This is a genomic window from Streptomyces sp. CB02400 (assembly GCF_001905725.1).
In the GTDB taxonomy this organism is placed as follows: domain Bacteria; phylum Actinomycetota; class Actinomycetes; order Streptomycetales; family Streptomycetaceae; genus Streptomyces; species Streptomyces atrovirens.
Genome location: NZ_LIWB01000004.1, coordinates 335,712 through 354,529, shown reverse-complemented (window position 1 = coordinate 354,529; position 18,818 = coordinate 335,712). Strand labels below are relative to the sequence as shown.

At 71.1% G+C, this 18,818-nt stretch carries 18 protein-coding genes and 1 pseudogene; 11 read left to right on the top strand and 8 right to left on the bottom strand.

Annotation, left to right across the window (positions count from 1 at the left end; genetic code table 11):
• Positions 1-121: 121 nt before the first annotated feature.
• A complete protein-coding gene (locus tag AMK33_RS12630; protein WP_073932879.1) occupies positions 122-2,041 on the top strand; it encodes an AMP-dependent synthetase/ligase in 1,920 nt (639 codons plus the stop codon).
• A 1-nt stretch (position 2,042) separates the two neighbouring features.
• On the opposite strand, the gene AMK33_RS12625 is transcribed toward AMK33_RS12630, so the two are convergent.
• From AMK33_RS12625 to AMK33_RS12615, 3 genes are all read right to left on the bottom strand, one after another.
• Positions 2,043-2,699: a class I SAM-dependent methyltransferase gene (locus AMK33_RS12625; protein WP_073932878.1), complete on the bottom strand. Its 657-nt coding sequence runs from the start codon at positions 2,697-2,699 to the stop codon at positions 2,043-2,045.
• A 384-nt stretch (positions 2,700-3,083) separates the two neighbouring features.
• Complete coding sequence (locus AMK33_RS12620) at positions 3,084-3,398, bottom strand: AzlD domain-containing protein (RefSeq protein ID WP_073932877.1); 315 nt, start codon at positions 3,396-3,398, stop codon at positions 3,084-3,086.
• Entirely contained in the window at positions 3,395-4,114 is a 720-nt protein-coding gene (locus tag AMK33_RS12615; RefSeq protein WP_073932876.1) for an AzlC family ABC transporter permease, read from the bottom strand. Before AMK33_RS12615 ends, AMK33_RS12620 begins: the two co-directional genes overlap by 4 nt.
• A 68-nt stretch (positions 4,115-4,182) precedes the next feature.
• On the opposite strand from AMK33_RS12615, the gene AMK33_RS12610 reads away from it, so the two are divergent.
• Positions 4,183-4,749, top strand: a complete 567-nt coding sequence (locus tag AMK33_RS12610) for a helix-turn-helix domain-containing protein (RefSeq protein WP_073932875.1) — start codon at positions 4,183-4,185, stop codon at positions 4,747-4,749.
• Positions 4,750-4,882: 133 nt separating this feature from the next.
• On the opposite strand, the gene AMK33_RS12605 is transcribed toward AMK33_RS12610, so the two are convergent.
• Positions 4,883-5,086, bottom strand: a complete 204-nt coding sequence (locus AMK33_RS12605) for a cold-shock protein (RefSeq protein WP_003992177.1) — start codon at positions 5,084-5,086, stop codon at positions 4,883-4,885.
• A gap of 309 nt (positions 5,087-5,395) precedes the next feature.
• Here AMK33_RS12605 and AMK33_RS12600 point away from each other — a divergent pair, with 309 nt between their 5' ends.
• The 4 genes from AMK33_RS12600 (at position 5,396) to AMK33_RS43770 (ending at position 11,250) form a co-directional block, all read left to right on the top strand.
• Positions 5,396-6,244: a menaquinone biosynthetic enzyme MqnA/MqnD family protein gene (locus AMK33_RS12600; RefSeq protein WP_073932874.1), complete on the top strand. Its 849-nt coding sequence runs from the start codon at positions 5,396-5,398 to the stop codon at positions 6,242-6,244.
• A 74-nt stretch (positions 6,245-6,318) separates the two neighbouring features.
• Positions 6,319-8,289 (top strand): serine/threonine-protein kinase, encoded by a 1,971-nt coding sequence (locus AMK33_RS12595; RefSeq protein WP_073933048.1) that lies wholly within the window; start codon positions 6,319-6,321, stop codon positions 8,287-8,289.
• 119 nt (positions 8,290-8,408) lie between these two features.
• Positions 8,409-10,721 carry a serine/threonine-protein kinase gene (locus tag AMK33_RS12590; protein WP_073932873.1) on the top strand — a complete coding sequence of 771 codons (2,313 nt, stop codon included), beginning with the start codon at positions 8,409-8,411 and terminating at the stop codon, positions 10,719-10,721.
• A 250-nt stretch (positions 10,722-10,971) separates the two neighbouring features.
• Positions 10,972-11,250 carry a hypothetical protein gene (locus AMK33_RS43770; protein ID WP_235618074.1) on the top strand — a complete coding sequence of 93 codons (279 nt, stop codon included), beginning with the start codon at positions 10,972-10,974 and terminating at the stop codon, positions 11,248-11,250.
• A 101-nt stretch (positions 11,251-11,351) separates the two neighbouring features.
• Here AMK33_RS43770 and AMK33_RS12580 read toward each other — a convergent pair.
• Positions 11,352-11,723, bottom strand: a pseudogene (locus AMK33_RS12580) (helix-turn-helix domain-containing protein); the annotation flags it as partial.
• Positions 11,724-12,374: 651 nt separating this feature from the next.
• On the opposite strand from AMK33_RS12580, the gene AMK33_RS12575 reads away from it, so the two are divergent.
• Positions 12,375-12,602, top strand: a complete 228-nt coding sequence (locus AMK33_RS12575) for a hypothetical protein (protein WP_073932871.1) — start codon at positions 12,375-12,377, stop codon at positions 12,600-12,602.
• A gap of 54 nt (positions 12,603-12,656) precedes the next feature.
• Here the strand turns inward: AMK33_RS12575 and AMK33_RS12570 are convergent, their stop codons facing one another.
• Positions 12,657-12,866: a DUF397 domain-containing protein gene (locus AMK33_RS12570; RefSeq protein WP_073932870.1), complete on the bottom strand. Its 210-nt coding sequence runs from the start codon at positions 12,864-12,866 to the stop codon at positions 12,657-12,659.
• 7 nt (positions 12,867-12,873) lie between these two features.
• Positions 12,874-13,725 (bottom strand): helix-turn-helix domain-containing protein, encoded by an 852-nt coding sequence (locus tag AMK33_RS12565; protein ID WP_073932869.1) that lies wholly within the window; start codon positions 13,723-13,725, stop codon positions 12,874-12,876.
• A 218-nt stretch (positions 13,726-13,943) separates the two neighbouring features.
• Between AMK33_RS12565 and AMK33_RS12560 the strand changes: the two genes are divergently transcribed.
• The 4 genes from AMK33_RS12560 to AMK33_RS12540 all read left to right on the top strand — a co-directional run bounded on the left by AMK33_RS12560 (position 13,944) and on the right by AMK33_RS12540 (position 17,591).
• Positions 13,944-14,369, top strand: coding sequence for an ATP-binding protein (locus AMK33_RS12560; RefSeq protein WP_073932868.1), 426 nt, complete (start codon positions 13,944-13,946; stop codon positions 14,367-14,369).
• A gap of 602 nt (positions 14,370-14,971) precedes the next feature.
• Positions 14,972-15,715, top strand: coding sequence for a prepilin peptidase (locus AMK33_RS12550; protein WP_073932866.1), 744 nt, complete (start codon positions 14,972-14,974; stop codon positions 15,713-15,715).
• A 69-nt stretch (positions 15,716-15,784) separates the two neighbouring features.
• A complete protein-coding gene (mqnC, locus tag AMK33_RS12545) occupies positions 15,785-16,984 on the top strand; it encodes a cyclic dehypoxanthinyl futalosine synthase (protein WP_073932865.1) in 1,200 nt (399 codons plus the stop codon).
• Between the two features lie 7 nt (positions 16,985-16,991).
• Positions 16,992-17,591 carry an imidazolonepropionase-like domain-containing protein gene (locus AMK33_RS12540; protein WP_073932864.1) on the top strand — a complete coding sequence of 200 codons (600 nt, stop codon included), beginning with the start codon at positions 16,992-16,994 and terminating at the stop codon, positions 17,589-17,591.
• Positions 17,592-17,610: 19 nt separating this feature from the next.
• Here the strand turns inward: AMK33_RS12540 and AMK33_RS12535 are convergent, their stop codons facing one another.
• Positions 17,611-18,636, bottom strand: a complete 1,026-nt coding sequence (locus tag AMK33_RS12535) for a chitinase (protein ID WP_073932863.1) — start codon at positions 18,634-18,636, stop codon at positions 17,611-17,613.
• Positions 18,637-18,818: the final 182 nt, after the last annotated feature.

Below are 18,818 nucleotides of genomic sequence, written 5' to 3'. Positions count from 1 at the left end.
TACGATCTCCGCACCGACCGGTGGTGACCCCTTTCCCCGACGGCCGCCGGTGAGCGCCTCGGCGTGCGGGGCACGTACGTCGTTGCATCACGCAGTTCCCCTGCACGCCCAGGAGCCGCCCGTGTCCACCGCCTATTCCTCCGCTCTCGACGACGACGTCTACGGAGCACCCGTCCTGGTCGAGCCGGAGACCCGGCGGCTGGACGGCGTCGTACGGGAAGCGTCCGTACCGCCGTTCGCCCGGCAGGTGCGGCACGGATCGCTCGCCGACCTGCCGTTCGAGAACGCGGGCACGGCACCGGACGCGGTGGTGCTCAGCCGGAAGACGGCGGACGGCAGTTGGCGGGACGTGACGGCGCAGCGATTCGCCGCCGAGGTCCTGGCCGTCGCGAAGGGCCTGATCGCCGAGGGCCTGATGCCGGGCGACCGGATCGCCGTCATGGCCCGCACCCGCTACGAGTGGACGGTGCTCGACTTCGCCGCGTGGGCCGCCGGACTGGTCACCGTTCCCGTCTACCCCACCTCCTCAGTCTTCCAGGCCCGCTGGATCCTGCACGACTCCGGCGCGGTCGCCCTGGTCACGGAGACGGCCGGCCAGGCCGCCGCCCTCGGCCCCGAGCTTGTGCACCTCCCCGACCTGCGGCGGGTGTGGGTCGTGGAGAAGGGCCACGTCGACGCGCTCGCGGAAGCCGGTGCGCACGTACCCGACCAGGAAGTCGAGGTGCGCCGCGGCGTCCTGGGCCCCGACACCCTCGCCACCCTCGTCTACACCTCGGGCACCACCGGCCGCCCCAAGGGCTGTGCCCTCACCCACGGCAACTTCTTCGCCGAGGTGGACAACGCCATCGAGCTGCTCTACCCCATCTTCAAGGCCCGGACCAGCGAAGAGGCCTCCGTCCTCCTCTTCCTGCCGATGTCCCACGTCTTCGGCCGGATGGTCGCCGTCGCCTGTGTGCGCGCCCGGGTGCGCCTCGGTCACGCGCCGAGCCTGGCGCCCGCGGACCTGCTGCCGGACCTGGCGAGCTTCCGGCCCACCTGCCTGCTGACCATCCCGTACATGCTGGAGAAGGTCTTCAACACCGCTCGGGCGAAGGCGGAGGCGGGCGGACGGCTCTCGGCCTTCGACCGCGCGGAGTCGGTGGCCCGCCGCTACGGCGAGGCCGTCGAGGCCCGCCAGACGGGGGCGGGGGCCGGACCGTCCCGCTCCCTGAAGACGGCCCGCGCCTTCTACGACCCGCTGGTCTACCGCAAGATCCGCAACGCCATGGGCGGCAAGGTGCGCTACGCCATCTGCGGCGGCTCCCCGCTCGGCCCCCGCCTCGCCGCGTTCTACGCCGGTGCCGGCATCGAGATCTTCGAGGGCTACGGCCTGACGGAGACCACCGGCGCCTCGACGGTGACACCCCCGCTGAAACCCCGTCTGGGCACGGTGGGCTGGCCGCTGCCGGGGACGAGGATCCGCATAGCGGCGGACGGCGAGATCCTCGTCGGCGGCGACCATGTGCTGCGCGGCTACTGGGACCCGCAGGCGGGCGGGGTCGTGCCCGCCGCGCCCGACGGCTGGCTGCCCACCGGCGACCTCGGCGAACTGGACGACGAGGGCTACCTGACCATCACGGGCCGCAAGAAGGAGCTGATCATCACCTCCGGCGGCAAGAGCGTCGCCCCGGCCCCGCTGGAGAACTGGCTCCGATCGCACCCGCTGATCTCCCAGGTCATGGTGGTCGGCGACAACCGCCCCTACGTCTCCGCCCTGATCACCCTCGATCCCGACGGCATCACCCACTGGCGCCGCATGAACGGCAAGCACCCGGTCCCGCCGGAACTCGTCCTCGACGACGAGGAGTTGCACGCGATCCTCCAGCGCGCGATCGACGAGGCCAACAAGATGCTCTCCCGCCCGGAGTCGATCCGCCGCTTCACCGTCCTCCCGGTGGACTTCACGGAGGAGGCGGGCCACCTGACCCCGTCGATGAAGCTGCGGCGCGAGGAGATCCTGCGGGACTTCGCGGCGGAGGTGGAGGGGCTGTACGCGGGGTAGGTCACCCCGTCGCCGCGCGGGCGATCAGGAACGCCTGGGGGGTCGACTCGCCCTGGTCCGTGTCGGCGGTGCGCACCGTGTGCTGGACGAGGGTGAAACCGGCCGCCTCCAGGAGCGCGACGACGCGTTCCGGGCGCATGCGCCGGAAGTCGAGGGTGACCGGGTGGCCCCAGGGGTGCTCGTGGCGGCGGGGTTCGTCGCCGCACTGGAACGCGAGCAGCAGATGGCCTCCGGGTGCCAGGACCCGGCGGAACTCGGCGTATACGGCGGGCAGTTCGTCCTGCGGGGTGTGGATGGTGGAGTACCAGGAGACCACGCCGGCGAGGGCGCCGTCAGGAAGGTCCAGGTTCCGCATCGAGCCCTGTTCGAAGCGCAGGCCGGGATTCTCGCGGCGGGCGATCGCGAGCATCCCCTCCGACAGGTCGAGGCCGAAGACGGAGAGCCCGAGGGAGGCGAGATGCGCGGTCACCCGGCCGGGACCACACCCCAGGTCGGCCACCTGGCCGCCCTCGCCGACCAGTTCGGCGAAACCGGCCATCACCGCCCGGTCCAGCGGCATGACGGAGAGGGAGTCACGGAACAGGGTGGCGTAGTCCTCGGCGATGGCGTCGTAGAAGGTGCGGGTGGCGACTACGTGATCGGCGTCGGTGGCGGTCATGGGTGAGGACCCTACCCACGCCCACTGACAGCTCCGGGGGCATGGGGGTGAAACCGGCCTCGCGCTCTTCGCGACCGGGCGGGCACGCACCGGACACACCGTTGTGCCTGCTCGGTCCGGGGCGGCTGTGCGGCTTTCGTACCCGCTTGGTCTGGGGGATGGCCACGCGGCTTTCGTACCTGTTCGGTCTGGGGGATGGCCACGCGGCTTTCGTACCTGTTCGGTCTGGGGGATGGCCACGCGGCTTTCGTACCCGCTGGGTATGGGGGACGGTCACGTGACTGCCGTACCCGCTCGGCATGGGGGACGGCCACGCGATTTCCGTACCCGCTCGGTATGGGCGACGGTCACGTGACTGCCGTACCCGCTCGGCACGGGGGACGGCTACCCGATCCCCATGCCCCGCAGCACCGCCGTCGTGGCCGCCGCCCCGAGGACGACCACCGCGAACGGCGCGCGCCGCCACGCCAGTACGCCGCCCACCAGCACCCCGGCCGGACGTGCCCACCCCGCGAACCCGCCGCCCTCGGTGAGCGCCCCCGTCGCCAGCAGTGCCACCAGCAGGACCACCGCACCGGCGGACAGCAGCTCCCGCACCCGGACCGGCAGCTCCACCCGCCCGTGCAGCGCCGGCCCGACCAGCCGGAAGGCGTACGTCCCGACCGCCAGCGCCAGGATCACCGCGACCGTCGCGCTCACACCGACCGCCCTCGCCCGCGCCCATGCCCGCGCTCTCGTCCGCCCCCGTGCAGTGCCAGCCCCGCCAGTGCCACCAGTACCGGCACGCCCGCCGGTGCCGCCGGTGTGACCGCCAGCGCCAGCGCCGCTCCGGGCAGCGCGGCCCGGCGGACGCCGGCGTCCTCGCGCAGGGCGGGCAGGACGAGGGCGACCAGTACCGCGGGGAAGGCCGCGTCCAGTCCGTAGCGCGCCGTGTCCCCCAGCGCGCTGCCGGCCAGCGCGCCCGCCAGCACCCCGGTGTTCCACACGGCGAACATCCCGAGCCCCGAGATCCAGAACGCCGCCCGTCGCCGTGCCGGGTCCCGCTGGGCCAGGGTGAAGGCCACCGTCTCGTCGGTCACCAGGTGCGCCCCGACCAGGAGGGCGAGCCGTCCCGGGCCGATGTGCTCGGCGACGGCGAGGCTGAAGGCGGCCGTACGGGTGTTGAGCAGCAGCCCCGTGACCGCCGCCGCGACCGGACCGCCCCCGGCCAGCAGCACGCCCACCGCGCTGAACTGGGCGGAGCCCGCGTACACCACCAGCGACATCACCACCGGCACCCACACCGGCAGCCCGCCGGCGACGGCGATCGCCCCGAACGACACGCCGACGACGCCCCCGGCCAGACAGACCAGGGACACGTCCCGGAGCAGACCGGGGTCGAGAAAGGCGGGAGTTGTTCGTTGTGCCGAACGCATGTTTCCTACCATGGACAGAAGAGACGCCGTTCGTCAAGGCGAACGACCGTACCGCTGGAGCGAACGACATGACCGATGGCCCCCCGCCCCGCCTCCCCCTCGACCGGATCGCCGCCGCCCTGCGCCGCGAACGCACCCGCGTCGGCCTCTCCCTCTCCGAACTGGCCAAACGCGCCGGAATCGCCAAGTCCACGCTGTCCCAGCTGGAGGCGGCGAGCGGAAATCCGAGCATGGAGACGATCTGGGCGCTGGCGGTGGAGCTCGGGGTGCCGTTCAGCGCGCTGGTGGAGTCCCCGGTGCCGTCCGTGCGGGTGATCAGGGCGGGAGAGGGGCCGACCGTGCACTCCGAGCAGTCCAGTTACGTCGCCACCCTGCTGTCGGCGAGCCCGCCGGGCGCGCGGCGCGACATCTACGCCGTCGGACTGGAACCGGGGACCGTACGCGCCTCCGAGCCGCACATTCCGGGGACCGTGGAGCACATCGTGGTCAGCGCGGGGCGGGTGAAGGCGGGGCCCGGCGGAGAGAGCGCGGAACTCGGTCCGGGGGACTACATGACGTACCGCGGGGATGTGCCGCATGCGTACGAGGCACTGGAGGCCGGTACGAAATTCGTACTGATCATGCAGCACGTATGAGGGGAATTCCCCGAATGTTCACCGAGGCCTTTCGGCGGCGGGATCGGTGAGGGGAGGGGAAAAGGCAGGAGCCCCGTCGCCTGACGGCGCGGGGCTCCTTGGGTACTGCTAGTCGTTCCCGGATCGGCGAGGATCAGACCGGGGTGACGTTCTCCGCCTGCGGGCCCTTCGGACCCTGCGTGACGTCGAAGGACACCTGCTGGTTCTCCTCAAGGGAGCGGAAACCGCTCGCGTTGATCGCGGAGTAGTGGACGAAGACGTCGGGGCCGCCGCCTTCCTGGGCGATGAAACCAAAGCCCTTTTCGGCGTTGAACCACTTCACGGTTCCGGTAGCCATAAGCCCTCCTTGGGCCCAAAGGGTTGCCCTGCTCCAGAACCAGCAAGTGTGAAGACCAATTCCGCACAAGTGCATCCGTCTGAGAACGACGAGAGCCCGCGGTCACATGCTCCGCAGGCTCTGTACTGCAAGGGAAACCAAACTGCAACTTGCGGAAGAGCCTAGCACGCAGGTCCCCGAATGCAATAGAGGTCAAGATCACGTCACCCGAATGTTTGAACGCCCCGTCCGTCACGGGCGTCCGGTCGAACGTTTGGGCGATCGGGGGGTGGGAGTCGGCCCACCGGGGACGAGGACTAGCCTCACGTTGTGGACAATCCTCGCACCCGGCCGCGCGTCGGCCACATCCAGTTCCTGAACTGCCTGCCCCTGTACTGGGGGCTCGCGAGAACGGGCACGCTCCTCGACTTCGAGCTGACGAAGGACACCCCGGAAAAGCTCAGTGAGAAGCTGGTGCAGGGCGACCTCGACATCGGGCCCGTCACCCTCGTCGAGTTCCTCAAGCACGCGGACCAGCTCGTCGCCTTCCCGGACATCGCCGTCGGCTGCGACGGCGATGTGATGTCCTGCGTGATCGCCTCGCAGGTCCCGCTGGACCGGCTGGACGGAGCGCGGGTCGCCCTCGGGTCGACCTCCCGCACCTCCGTACGCCTCGCCCAGCTCCTCCTCGCCGAGCAGTACGGCGTACGGCCCGACTACTACACCTGCCCGCCCGACCTGAGCCTGATGATGCAGGAGGCCGAGGCGGCCGTCCTCATCGGGGACGCGGCCCTGCGCGCCAACATGCTCGACGGCCCCCGCTACGGGCTCGACGTGCACGACCTGGGCGCGCTGTGGAAGCAGTGGACGGGCCTGCCGTTCGTCTTCGCGGTGTGGGCGGTGCGCCGCGACTACCTGGAGCGCGAGCCGGTCATCACCCGCAAGGTGCACGAGGCCTTCCTCGCCTCCCGCAACCTCTCCCTGGAGGAGGTCGGCAAGGTCGCCGAGCAGGCGGCCCGCTGGGAGGCCTTCGACGAGGCGACCCTGGCGCAGTACTTCACCACCCTCGACTTCAGTTTCGGTCCCCCGCAGCTGGAGGCGGTCGCCGAGTTCGCCCGCAGGGTGGGACCGACGACGGGCTTCCCGGCCGACGTGAAGGTCGATCTGCTCCAGCCCTGAGGCTGCGGGCGACCCGCCCACTACCCTGCTGGAAGGTTCCGGCGTACGGGCGTGACGGGGGAGGGGTGGACGCCATGCGGCCGCTCGAAGCGGACGAGCCCACGGTCGTGGGCCCCTACCGGCTGCTCGGCCGGCTCGGCTCCGGCGGCATGGGCCGGGTCTATCTGGGCCGCAGCGCCGGGGGCCGCACGGTCGCGGTGAAGATCGTGCACCCCCACTTCGCGCTGGACGAGGAGTTCCGCGCCCGCTTCCGGCGCGAGGTCGACGCCGCCCGCCGGGTCGGCGGCGCCTGGACGGCCCCCGTCCTGGACGCCGACCCCGGCGCCCGTGTCCCCTGGGTCGCCACCGCCTACGCGGCCGGCCCGTCCCTCGCCGCGGCGGTCACCGACACCGGCCCGCTGCCCGCGCCCACCGTACGGGCGCTGGGCGCGGGGCTGGCCGAGGCGCTGACGGCCGTACACGCACTGGGCCTGGTGCACAGGGACGTGAAGCCGTCGAACGTCCTCCTCACCCTCGACGGACCCCTCCTGATCGACTTCGGCATCGCCCGCGCCACGGACGGCACGGCGTCCCTGACGTCGACGGGCGTGTCGATCGGCTCCCCCGGCTACATGTCCCCCGAGCAGATCCTCGGCAAGGGCGTGACGGGCGCGGCGGACGTCTTCTCCCTCGGCGCGGTACTGGCGTACGCGGCGACGGGCAGCCCCCCGTTCCCCGGCGACTCCTCGGCGGCCCTGCTGTACAAGGTCGTGCACGAGCCGCCCGAACTGGGCGAACTGGACGGCGAACTGCGCGAACTCGTCGAGGCATGCCTCGACAAGACCCCGTCGGCCCGCCCGACCCCCGCCGAACTGGCCCACCGCCTGGCCCCCGAGGGCGGCGCGGCCCGCCTGGTGACGGCCGGCTGGCTGCCGGGAGCCCTGGTGGAGCAGGTGAGCCGGGCCGCGGTACGACTCCTGAACCTGGAGGCGACGGGGGAGGGTCCGTCGGGGCCGGTGGGGTTCAGCAGGCCGTCGGTGGGGGAGGGGGCGGCGGGCGATGGGGTCGGTGGGGCGTCGGCGGGTGGGGCTCCGTCGGCCGGGGGCTTCGGTGATCCGAGTGCGGGTGGCTCCGCGTCAGCCGAGGGCCTCGGTGGTGCGGCGGCAGGTGGGGCTCCGTCGGGTGATGGGCTTGGTGGTGCGGCGGCAGGCGGGTCTCCGTCGGTCGGGGGTTTCGGCGGTGCGTCGGTGGCCGGGGGCTTCGGTGATCCGAGTGCGGGTGGCTCCGCGTCGGTCGGAGGCCTCGGTGGTCTGTCCGCGGGTGGCTCCCCGTCGGCCGGCTCGGTGTCCGGGGCCTTCGGCCCGCCGCCCGTGATGCCGGTGACACAGGGGCCGGGCACAGCCGCCGTCCCCGAGCCGCGCGACGCACCGCCCCACGCCCCCGCGACCCCGCACCCGCCCACCCAGCCGGTGGACCGGGACGGCCGGGGCGGCCCCGGGAAACTCTCCGTCTCCATGGCGGCCACCTCCTCCGCCCAACCCGACGGCCGGGGCCGGCGCGTCAGCTGCACGGTCGCCCTCGCGGTGGCGGGCGCGCTGGCCGCGGTGACCGTCGGCTCCGTGTTCGTGCTCGACCTGCTGCCGGGCGGTTCCGAGGGCGGTGCCGCACAGTCCGACGGCGGGGGCAAGTCCGAAGAACCGGCCTCCCCCACCACCGTCCCCGCCGCCTACCTGGGCACCTGGGAGGGCCAGGCCAACTCCCGCGAGAGCATCGCCATTCCGCTCGGCACGTTCCGCGTCACCCTCGAACAGGCGAAGGTCGGCGAGCAGGTGGGCACCCTCCGCCACACGGACATCTTCGGCGGCGTCTGCGACGACGTCCTCACCCTGAAGCAGGTCACGAAGAAGCAGCTCGTCACGGTGTCCGTCGGCGCGAAGTCCAACCGCGACGTCTGCAACCAGGCCGAGCACACGGTCCGCCTCACCCCGGTCGGCGACGACCTGGTCTACGAGTCGGACAGCAAGGAGTCGGGGTCGCCGAAGGCCCGGTTGTCGAAGATCGAGTAACTGTCTTTCGGCTCCTCCCGGTCGCTGTCCGTCCCCCGCCACTCACTAATGTGTCTGCGTCGGCGAACGACACCAGGCGCAGCACACGCCGCACGGGCATCACGACGGGGAAGGCCACCATGGAGACGTTGCAGTCGGACGACCCTCGCGAGCTGGGCGGTTACCGCCTGCTGCGAAGACTCGGCGCCGGCGGCATGGGACGTGTGTACCTCGCGCGTTCGCCCGGTGGCCGTACCGTCGCCGTGAAGGTGGTGCGCCCGGATCTCGCGGCGGACGCCGGCTTCCGGGAGCGCTTCCGGCACGAGGTGGAGATCGCCAAGGCGGTGTCCGGCCGCTACACCGCGCCGGTCGTGGACGCCGACCCGGAGGCGGCACTGCCGTGGCTGGCGACGTCGTACGTGCTCGGTCCGGACCTCACGGACGTGGTCGCCGCGCACGGCGCGCTGCCGGAGCGCACGGTCCGTGCCCTGGCCGCCGGCCTCGCCGCGGCACTGCAGGAGGTGCACGCGGCCGGCCTGATCCACCGCGACCTCAAGCCGTCCAACGTCCTGCTGGCCGCCGACGGCCCACGTGTCATCGACTTCGGCATCGCACGGGCGGTCGACGGAAGCCGTATGACACAGACCGGAGTCGTGGTCGGATCGCCCGGCTACATGTCCCCGGAGCAGGCCCAGGGCAAGGACATCGGCACGGCGGGCGACGTCTTCTCCCTGGGTGCCGTGCTCGCGTTCGCGGCGACCGGCCGGGGGGCCTTCGGCGACGGGGCCGCCTCGCACGCCGCGCTGCTCTATCAGATCGTGCACGGCGAGCCCGACCTCACCGGCGTACCGCAGTCGCTGCTGGGCCTGGTCCGTGCCTGCCTGATGAAGGATCCCGCACAGCGTCCCGCACCGGCGCAGATCGTGACGTCCCTTGCTCCACAGGGCGTTGAGCCAGTCCTGACCGACTGGCTGCCGTCGGCCGTGGCGTCGACGATCGCGACACACGCGGCGGGGATCCTCGACCTGGAAGCCCCCGACCCGGCTCCGGCCGGAGCGTCCTTCGGCCCGGCGCCGACCATGACGGCGGGGGCGGCTGCCCCGGCCCAGGCGTACGGCGGTCCGCCGCCCCCGGGATACGGCAGCGCGCCGGCGCCGGGATACAGCACCCCGGCTCACGGAGGTGATCCGGGCACGCCCCTCCCCGGCACGGTGCAACTCGGCGGGCAGCCCACCGGCCGGTCCCGTCGCCGCGTACTCGGCCTGGCGCTCGGCGCCGCCGCCGGTGTCGCCGTGGTCGGAGGCGGAGCAGCCTGGTGGCTCACGCAGAACGAGGACGACACCCCCACGACGGACGCGGCGGGCCGGGGCGGAGCGGCCGAAGCGGCCGGGGAGCGGTTCACCACGCCGCCCCCCGGCGTCGCGCCCCAGCCCCTGTGGCACAAGTCGGTGGCGGAGGACAGCACCAGTGCGCTCGTGCCGCTGCTCACCCACGAAGGCCTCCTGCTGATCAGTGGCGATCCGCTCGTGGCCTACGACGTGAGGACGGGCAGGGCCCGTTGGTCGAAGAAGGAGGCGTGCCGTCCGGGAGAGCCCCTTCTCTTCCACGACGGCAAGGTGTTCCTGGCCGACGGCGGCTACGACGGAGTGCTCGTCGCCCTCGACGTGAAGACCGGCGAGGAGGTCTGGCGGAGCCGGCTGGGCAAGTCCCTGTCGGTCGATTCCGCCATCGCCGTCGACGACAAGAACGTCTACGTCACGGCCAAGGACTTCGGCGAGTCCAGGAGCGCCACGGAACACCGCACGGCCGTGGCCGCCGTCAGCCACACCACCGGCAAGAAGACGTGGCTGCAGAGACGGGACTGGGGTACCAAGGACTACGACGTCCAGGGCAGCGTCTCCGGCAAGCACCTGGTGTACGCCGACTCCAACTACAACCTCACGGTGCGGGACACCGCCACGGGTGCGCAGTTGTGGACCAGGAAGATCGGCGAGGACTGGACCTGGCAGCCCACGGTCGCGGGCGGCCTCGTCTTCCTGCCGGGCGACAAGCTCACGGCCCTCGACGCCGACACGGGCGACACCCGCTGGACCCTGTCCTCCAACGGCCGCCGGGCCTTCCGCAACCCCTCGGTGATCGACGGCGTACTGTACGTCAGCGACTACGACGACGGCGTCTGGGCGGTGGACGTCAAGACGGGCAAGCGGATCTGGCTCTGCGACGACCTGGAAGCCAACGGACCGGAGACGTTCCTGCGCGCCGGCTCCTCCTTGTACGGGGCGACCGGCGGCCTGTCCGGCGGCGGCGTCGTCGCACTGGAAGCCCGGACCGGCAAGGTCCGCTGGGTCTACGACGACAACAAGGACAACGGCGAACCGTGGCAGGTGACCGTCTCCGGCAACCTGCTGCTGGTCACCCACGGACCGGAGATCTACGCTCTGCCGGCGGTATGAGGATGCGGTGCATATCGCGATGAAAGGCGGAGAAAGCCCAACGTAAAGGAGAGGTGACCGCTGCATGCCCGGACCTGAATCCTCCGTGTACGAAGCTCGATACCCCTGGACACCTTTTCAACTTCTCAGCGGAGCTTGGGCGAGGCGACTTGTCGCGTTCTGCGTCGACGACCGGGGTGTCACCTTGGGCGGAGCACCCGCACGCCATGCCGGCCAGACTGCATTCGTACCGTGGCACGACGTCTCTGCCGTGGTTCTCTGGCAGCAAGAAACGGCCGCGCTGACACCCATGTGCTACGTGGGGCTGCGTCGTCGACCGGGGGCTCCGGCGCTCCCCGGCCCGAACGCATCGCTCAGCCGAGACCAGACGACCCGGCTCGCGCCGCACATTGATCACGACCTGTTCCTGGCGAGCAGGCACATCAATCTGTGGACCCTTGACCGTGAACGTCTCGTGAATGCTCTGCGCGCATTTGCCCCTCAGGTGTCGTTGGAGGAAGTGGGACAGGCCAAGGCTGACGGTTACTGACCTTCAAAGCGTGATGTCGTCATGATGATTTGCGTAGACCGGTGCCGGTCAGGCAGCCGTCGAGGACGTCGTGTCGGTACTGGAGCTGGCGTAGGCCGCGTCGAGCGCCGCCACGGTCCTTCCACCTGGGGCCAGGTCTCCTTCACCCAGCCGGCCACCACGTTCTCGTCCCGCTCGATCGCGCGGCGGGCAGGAACCTGGCAGCTTCAGCCATGCTCCCTGAGCAGGGCTGCCACCCCTTGCACGGTGTAGCTCTTGTGGAACCGGCGCCCGATCAGCGTATTGATCCGCGACAGGGTCCAGGTCTGGTCCGGCCAGCCGTGCGCGACCGGACCCTTGAGCAGTTCCCTCTCGAGCACGGCGAACAGTTCGTCGCTCGGCAGCGGCAACGACGGCGGGGGCTCGCGTCGGGCGGCCGACCCGGCTGGGGTTCGGCGCAGGGGTCGTCTCCACATATCTGCTCGTGTGATGGAGCGCCCGGTATTGGTGGTCCGCCTTCTGCGAGGGGCGGCGCGAGGAAGCGGTGGCCGAGCCGGACGCCTGGCCCTGGTGTTCGGCGGTCCTTCCCTCACGGTGATGGTCCTGCAGGTGTGGGAGTGGTCCTCCGAGCGGTCGCGCCGCGAGCCGGTCGTGCCCGCCCAGCCCGTCGAGCCGCCGCGACCATGGCGGGACTGGGGCCGACCGGGAGGTGAGCCAGGATGCACGGGGTGGCAGTGTCGGAGAACGAGGTGGGCTGAGGCCCGCGCCTGCCCCGTGGTTGCGTCCGCCTCGAAACATTCCTCGGACCTGCACGCCGTTCACCGGGAGGTCGCACGGAACGTGAGGGATTCGGGGGAGCCGGGAGCCGAGGGCGGGAAGCCGCCCGGAAAAACCCGGTTCGCGGCGGCCCGTTCGGTGCGCGAACCGGCGGAAGACGTGAAGGCGAAGGCCGATTCCGTGACGGTACGGCCACACTGGTGAATCCGGTGACGCCGGTCGCACGTCCGCCGACAGCACGCCAGTGGTCGGCTGTTGTCCGGCGTGCTTTGATCGGTGCGCGCGGCTCGCCGGTGATCGGTCCCGGTTCCGGGCTTCCGGCGAATTCCCCGCCGTCGCGATCCTTGATACGAACGGAAAGGCCAGCCATGACTTTCGCCCCGCAGGTAGAAACGGCCGAGATCTCCGACGCGGAACTGGACGACGTATCCGGCGGTCAGGCCGTCTCCGCCAGCCTCGACGCCGGTGTGGCCGTCGTCGCGGACCACGATTCCTTCGGCGTGGGTGTGTACGCCGAGGCGGGCCCCTTCAGCGTCTCCGCCGGTCTTGGCGGCTCGGTGGCCCACGAGGGTGCGGTGCGCACCACGATGCTCTGAGCGTCGCTTCCGACGTGAGCCGGGTCCCGGTCTGTTCGCAGACCGGGACCCGGCTCATTCGTCTCCGAGCCCGTTCCCGCTGCCTGTCTTGAGGGCTTCGACGAAGGTGTTGAAAGCGGGGGACGGGAAGGAGAGGGGGGCGTGGGTGGGGTGTTTGGAGTCGCGTATGGCTGTGCGGGTGGGGGAACGCGCTATTTCCACGCAGTTGTTGCCGTCGCCGCTTCCGGAGTAGGACGACCTTTGCCAGGTTTCGGGTGTGGTCACGGTTGCCTTACAGCTCCTTCGCCAGACGGTGGATGAAATCGCGTGAGCATGCAGGTTCGAGAGACGCGGACTCCACCATATGGAACAACGTTTGAAAAGCGCTGAGTTGGGCTTCGGAGTCGATGAAGGCGGCACCTTGCGGTGCGTCCCGTACGGCAGTGTCCAGCCTGGGTACGGCACCGCTCACGTACATCATGTCGTTGGTGGCTCCCGCGAAGCCGTCCAGGTCGAAGGGGATGACCCGCACGGTGATGTGGTGCGCTTCGGAGAGTTCCAGGACGCGAAGGAGTTGAGCACGCGCTGCGGTCCGGTCGCCCACACGGATGCGCAGAGCCGCCTCGTGGATGACGGCTGTGTACGGGACGGACCGGGGTTCCTCGATGATCCGCCTGCGTTCCATCCGGTGGTTCACCCGCAGTTCGAGGTCGTCACGGGGCAGTTCGGGGACCCGGTAGGAGAAGATCGCGCGAGCGTAGTCCTCTGTCTGGAAGAGGCCGGGTACGTGCAGGAACTCGATGTCCTGTCGGCGGATGCAGTGGTGCTCCAACTCGGCGAGATCCAGGAACGAAGGGGGCAGCAGGCCCTTGTACCGCTCCCACCACCCGCGTGTCCGGTCGGTGGCCATGGCGACCAGTGCCTCGACCAACTTCTCGTCGATGCAGGAGTAGTGGGCGGCGAGTTGTCGTACGCGCGTTTCGCTGACGCCCGCCACGCCGGCCTCGATTTGACTCACCTGTGCCGAGTCGGTACCGAGCAGCGCGGCGGCTTCGCGCCCCTTGAGCCCTGCGGCCTCCCGTAGTTTCCGCAGTTCAGCGCCCAGTCGCTCCTGGCGTGCGGTGGCCTGCTGCCTGCGCGGCATGGCGTGCTCCTCGCCTTCAACTGCCGACTGGCAGTGACACGTTCGGGGTGGAGGGTATGACAACGGCTTGCATGGGCCCAAATTTTGTCCCTACCGTCAGTGATGCAACGCATACTCTGCGGCATCCGGGGTCCCGAGAGCGCACCGCTCCGTCATGCCATGACGGACGCGGCGGAGCCACCGCCCGGCCATCTCCCATCCCTGACAGGAGTCCACGCATGCCCGAAACCGGCGTCGAAGAGGCCGCCGCCTCCTGGGAGCACACCCTGCCCATCCCCAACGACCCACGCGCCGTGACCATCTGCCGCCGCACGCTGCGGCTGATCCTCACGATGCACGGCCTGATCGGTCTCGTCGACACCGCCGAGCTGCTGGCGACGGAGCTGGTCGCCAACTCCGTACGGCACACGAAGGGGCCGGCGGCGCTGCGCGTGCGCTGGTCGGACGGCGTGCTGCGCATCGGCGCGTGGGACACGGACCCGGAACCGCCCGAGCCGCCGGGACGCTGGGAGCAGCTCGCCGAGGCGGAGGAGGGACGGGGGCTGGCCCTGGTGCGGGCCTGCGCGGACCTCTGGGGCTGGCAGCCCCACGCGAGGGACGGCAGCCGGGGCAAGTACGTGTGGTGTGACCTCGTCGCGGCTTGACGCGTTGATCACGCCGGCCAGGAAGGAGAGCTGATGGCCAGTTCGTCGCACGGGTCGGCTGCTGAGCACCGCGACTGCCATGACGAGAGCAGGGTGCACGCTGACGCTTCTTTTCGAGCACCCCGTCTTCCTGCGGGCTTACTTGGAGATGACCGCTGAGGCGAACTGGTCACCGGCTTCACTCGCAGAGCTCGTCCTGGCTCTCGCGGACACTGGGCCCCTTGAGATTACGGACGACATTCGCGTAAGGGTGAATGCCTGCTCCGACCCGGAGCAGCTCAGGGTCTGGGCGAGCCGGGCCATGCAGGTGACCGATCCGGACGCTTCGTTCGCCGATCGGACCGGCTGATGTACCGCTGAGGTGCCGGCCTCAGCGGTTGGCCGACCGATCTGCCAGTGCCGTCGGGGAAGTCGCGGCGGGAGGAGGCCTTCGACTGGGACCGTTCGAGTCCATAGGATCTCCGGAGGTTCAGCAGATCCTCCTCCCACACACCCAGGAGACCTGTCATGCCGCGACGCCGCAGTCCCGGCCCGTCCAGCTCGACGGCTCCGAGGAACAGGACGCCGCTGCCGGTCCGGCGTGACACGGTCGCGGCGGCGAGATGAGCGAGTACAGCGAGCACCTCGACGCCCTGCTGATCGCCGTCGCCGCGCTGTGGGGCGCGTCGGCCGGCCGGGTGCTGCCCCGCGCGGCCTACCGGTTCTCCGTCCCGGCCGGGGAGGCGTGGCGGACGGCGTGCCCGGCGGGGCACCCGGTCGGCGGCTGGCTCGGGCGGGCCCGGTGCGGGCCGTGCGCGGGACCGTCGTACGGACCCGGCGCCGCTCCCGTCGTCGTCACCGCCCTCGTCTGCGCCGCCCTCGCCGCCGCCACCGGGACCAGGCCCGAGCTGTTCGTCTGGCTGCTGCTCGCACCCGTCGGCGTGCTGCTGGCGGTGGTCGACTTCCGGGTGCAGCGGCTGCCCGACCCGCTCACCCTCCCCTTCGCCGGGGCCGCCCTCGTCCTGCTCGGCCTCGCCGCCCTCGCCCCCGAGCACGCGGGGGAGTGGACCACCGCCCTGCTGGGCGCGCTCGCGCTGGGCGCCGGCTACTTCGTGCTGTTCCTCGTCAACCCGGGCGGCATGGGCTTCGGCGACGTCAAGCTCGCACTCGGCGCGGGCGCCGTCCTCGGCTGGTACGGCTGGCCGACCGTGATGCTCGGCACCCTCGCCGGGTTCGTGTTCGGGGCGCTGTACGGGGGCGCCCTCGTCGTCACCCGGAAGGCGGGACGCAAGACGGCGATCCCGTTCGGTCCCTTCCTGATCAGCGGGGCCTTCGCGGGGCTGCTGATCGGCGCGTACGCGGCCTGACGTCAACCGGCACAACCGGCTGACGTACGCTGGATCGGTCCGTTCACACCTTTCGCGAAAGGGACACCGGTGACCGAGAAGGCCGACCTCCAGCCCATCCTCGACCGTGCCGCCGCCGGTGGGCGGATCACCCCCGAGGAGGCCCTCGACCTCTACCGCGACGCCCCGCTGCACGCGCTGGGCGCCGCCGCCGACGCCGTGCGCAGGCGCCGGTACGCCGGTACGGAGCACATCGCGACGTACATCATCGAGCGGAACATCAACTACACGAACGTGTGCGTCACGGCGTGCAAGTTCTGCGCCTTCTACGCGGCCCCCAAGGACACCGCCAAGGGCTGGACCCGCGACCTCGACGACATCCTGCGGCGCTGCGCCGAGACCGTCGAGCTCGGCGGCACGCAGATCATGTTCCAGGGCGGTCACCACCCGGACTACGGCGTCGAGTACTACGAGAAGCACTTCGCCGCCATCAAGAAGGAGTTCCCGCAGCTCGTCATCCACAGCCTGGGGGCGAGCGAGGTCGAGCACATGGCGCGGATCAGCAAGGTGAGCGTCGACGAGGCGATCACCCGCATCCACGCGGCCGGCCTCGACTCCTTCGCCGGCGCGGGCGCCGAACTGCTCCCCGCCCGTCCCCGCAAGGCCATCGCGCCGCTCAAGGAGTCCGGCGAGCGCTGGCTGGAGATCATGGAGATCGCGCACAACCTCGGCGTCGAGTCCACGTCCACCATGCTGATGGGGACCGGCGAGACCAACGCCGAGCGGATCGAGCACCTGCGGATGATCCGTGACGTACAGGACCGCACGGGCGGCTTCCGCGCGTTCATCCCGTACACCTACCAGCCCGAGAACAACCACCTGAAGGGCCGCACCCAGGCCACCCTCTTCGAGTACCTGCGGATGATCGCCATCGCCCGCGTGTTCCTCGACAACGTGGCCCACATCCAGGGCTCCTGGCTGACCACCGGCAAGGAGGTCGGCCAGCTCTCCCTGCACTACGGAGCGGACGACCTGGGCTCCATCATGCTGGAGGAGAACGTCGTCTCCTCCGCCGGCGCCAAGCACCGCTCCAACCGGCTGGAGATCATCGACCTGATCCGCAAGGCGGGACGGGTCCCGGCCCAGCGGTCGACGACGTACGAGCACATCGTCGTCCACGACGACCCGGCGAACGACCCCGTCGACGAGCGCGTGGTCTCCCACATCTCCTCCACCGCCATCGAGGGCGGCACGGCCCACCCGGAGCTGAAGCTCCTGTCCGCCAACTGACGTCCCCGTGCTGACCCTTCACACCGCCGACGCCTCGCCCGAGGCCGCCGTCGTGGTCGACGGCGGGCACATCGCCGCCGTCGGCCCGTACGAACAGCTGGCCGCCGGTCATCCGGGCGCCCGGGTGCGGCGGTGGCCCGGCATCCTGACGCCCGGTCTGCTCAACCCCTACGGTCCGGAACTGCTGGAGCAGGCGTACCACCCCGACCCGCGCGAGGCGGACCGGCTCGGTACCGAGCCGGTGTTCGGGGAGCGCGCGCGGGCACTCCTGGCCGCCGGACCGTCCGCGCGGGGCGCCAGCGCACGCCGCGGAGTACAGCGCATGCTGGCGCACGGAACGGTCGCGGTCGCCGGTGAGCTGCGCGGCCGCGAGGCCCTGGACGCGGTGCGCAGGGCCGGGCTCGCCCTGGCGGGGCGTCCGGCCGCACTGCCCGGGCCCGCGGCGCTCTCCCCGGTTCCCCTCGTGCTGCTGCCGGGCCTCGGCGCCGGGAAACCCGCGCGGTTCGCGGTGTTCGACGTGCCCGACCGGGACGCCCTCGTGCGGGACGGCGCGTCCACGTGCGTGGCCACCGTCGTGGGCGGCCGCCTGGTGTACCGGCGGCGCTGACCCGTGGCGGCGCCGGCCGTCACCCCGCGAACGCCTCACCGAACGCCCCGTCCTCCTGCTCCACCCCGCTGCAATTGGTCAACGCGTCGTCTGCGGAGGCGCCCTCCCCACACTCCGTGTCCCGGAACGTCGACCACATCGACACCCACGCGATCCCCTTCTCCTCCGCGAACGCCCGCACCTCCGCCGCGTCCGCGAGCGTGAACGTCTCCCCCTCCACGTCGTTGACGCCGATCATCGAGGTGAGCGCCATGCCCCGCCAGGCATCGGCCTCCGACAGCCCGAAGACCTCCTGGAGCTGGGCGTTCGCCGCCTCGGCGGAGGCGAGGGCGTACTCGCCCATGTCACCGTCGTAGGACTCGCCGTAGTTCATCGTCATGAGGTTGACGGTGGCGACCCGGGCGCCGTGATCGTTCGCGGACTCCAGCAGGGCCAGCCCGTCCTCGTCGAGCCCGGACGGCATGACCGGGAGGGTGAACGACACCTCCAGATCCGTACGTTCCTCCTGGAGCAGCGCGATCGCCTCCGAACGCAGGTCCACGGAGGCGGAGTCGGTGAGTTCGTCGCCCTCGATGTCGAAGTCGGCGCGGGTGGCGCCGGCCGCGTCCAGCGCGGTGCCGTACGCGTCCGCCAGTTCCGCCGCGGTGTCGCAGGTGGCCGCCAGTTCGTCCCCGGAGGCGCCGCCGAAGGAGACCCGGACGTCGGCGCCGGACCCGGTGAGCCCCGCGATCCGGGACGTCACGCTCTCGTCGTCGATGTCCTGGGTACCGTTCCAGTACGGGGTGCAGCCGCTGCCGGAGGAGATCACGAACGCCAGGTTGTATGTCGTGGGGGAGCCCGCAGAGTCGGTGCCGGAGGCCGCCGAGGCACTGACGTACGGGGCGTACGCGGTGACCGGCGCGGACGACGACGAGGCCGAGGGGACGGGGTCCGCCGGGGCCGCGTCCGTCGTGGTGTCCCCGGCGGAACAGCCGGCGGTGGCCGCGACCAGGGCCAGGGCCGGGAGGAGGGCGAGCCCGGCAACGGACTTCAGTGGACCGCGCATCGTGCTCGTTCCATTCGTGAGACGTCGGGTGGACGGCCAACGTGGCACACGGGTCTGTGTGCTTTCTGAGGATGTACGCCCGGTTCCCGGACGATTCTCAGGGGACGGAGAGGTTCGCGGCCTTCCCACGGGAGACTCACAGGGAACGCCGGGTTTTCCCCACACAACGGCCCTTACCGTCC

What these genes read in the sequence shown, in the direction of transcription:
- AMK33_RS12625 (WP_073932878.1), bottom strand. Translation starts at nt 2,699, where the DNA reads ATGACCGCCACCGACGCCGATCACGTAGTCGCCACCCGCACCTTCTAC.
- AMK33_RS12615 (WP_073932876.1), bottom strand. Translation starts at nt 4,114, where the DNA reads ATGCGTTCGGCACAACGAACAACTCCCGCCTTTCTCGACCCCGGTCTG.
- AMK33_RS12610 (WP_073932875.1), top strand. Translation starts at nt 4,183, where the DNA reads ATGACCGATGGCCCCCCGCCCCGCCTCCCCCTCGACCGGATCGCCGCC.
- AMK33_RS12605 (WP_003992177.1), bottom strand. Translation starts at nt 5,086, where the DNA reads ATGGCTACCGGAACCGTGAAGTGGTTCAACGCCGAAAAGGGCTTTGGT.
- AMK33_RS12595 (WP_073933048.1), top strand. Translation starts at nt 6,319, where the DNA reads ATGCGGCCGCTCGAAGCGGACGAGCCCACGGTCGTGGGCCCCTACCGG.
- AMK33_RS12590 (WP_073932873.1), top strand. Translation starts at nt 8,409, where the DNA reads ATGGAGACGTTGCAGTCGGACGACCCTCGCGAGCTGGGCGGTTACCGC.
- AMK33_RS12575 (WP_073932871.1), top strand. Translation starts at nt 12,375, where the DNA reads ATGACTTTCGCCCCGCAGGTAGAAACGGCCGAGATCTCCGACGCGGAA.
- AMK33_RS12565 (WP_073932869.1), bottom strand. Translation starts at nt 13,725, where the DNA reads ATGCCGCGCAGGCAGCAGGCCACCGCACGCCAGGAGCGACTGGGCGCT.
- AMK33_RS12560 (WP_073932868.1), top strand. Translation starts at nt 13,944, where the DNA reads ATGCCCGAAACCGGCGTCGAAGAGGCCGCCGCCTCCTGGGAGCACACC.
- AMK33_RS12550 (WP_073932866.1), top strand. Translation starts at nt 14,972, where the DNA reads ATGAGCGAGTACAGCGAGCACCTCGACGCCCTGCTGATCGCCGTCGCC.
- AMK33_RS12535 (WP_073932863.1), bottom strand. Translation starts at nt 18,636, where the DNA reads ATGCGCGGTCCACTGAAGTCCGTTGCCGGGCTCGCCCTCCTCCCGGCC.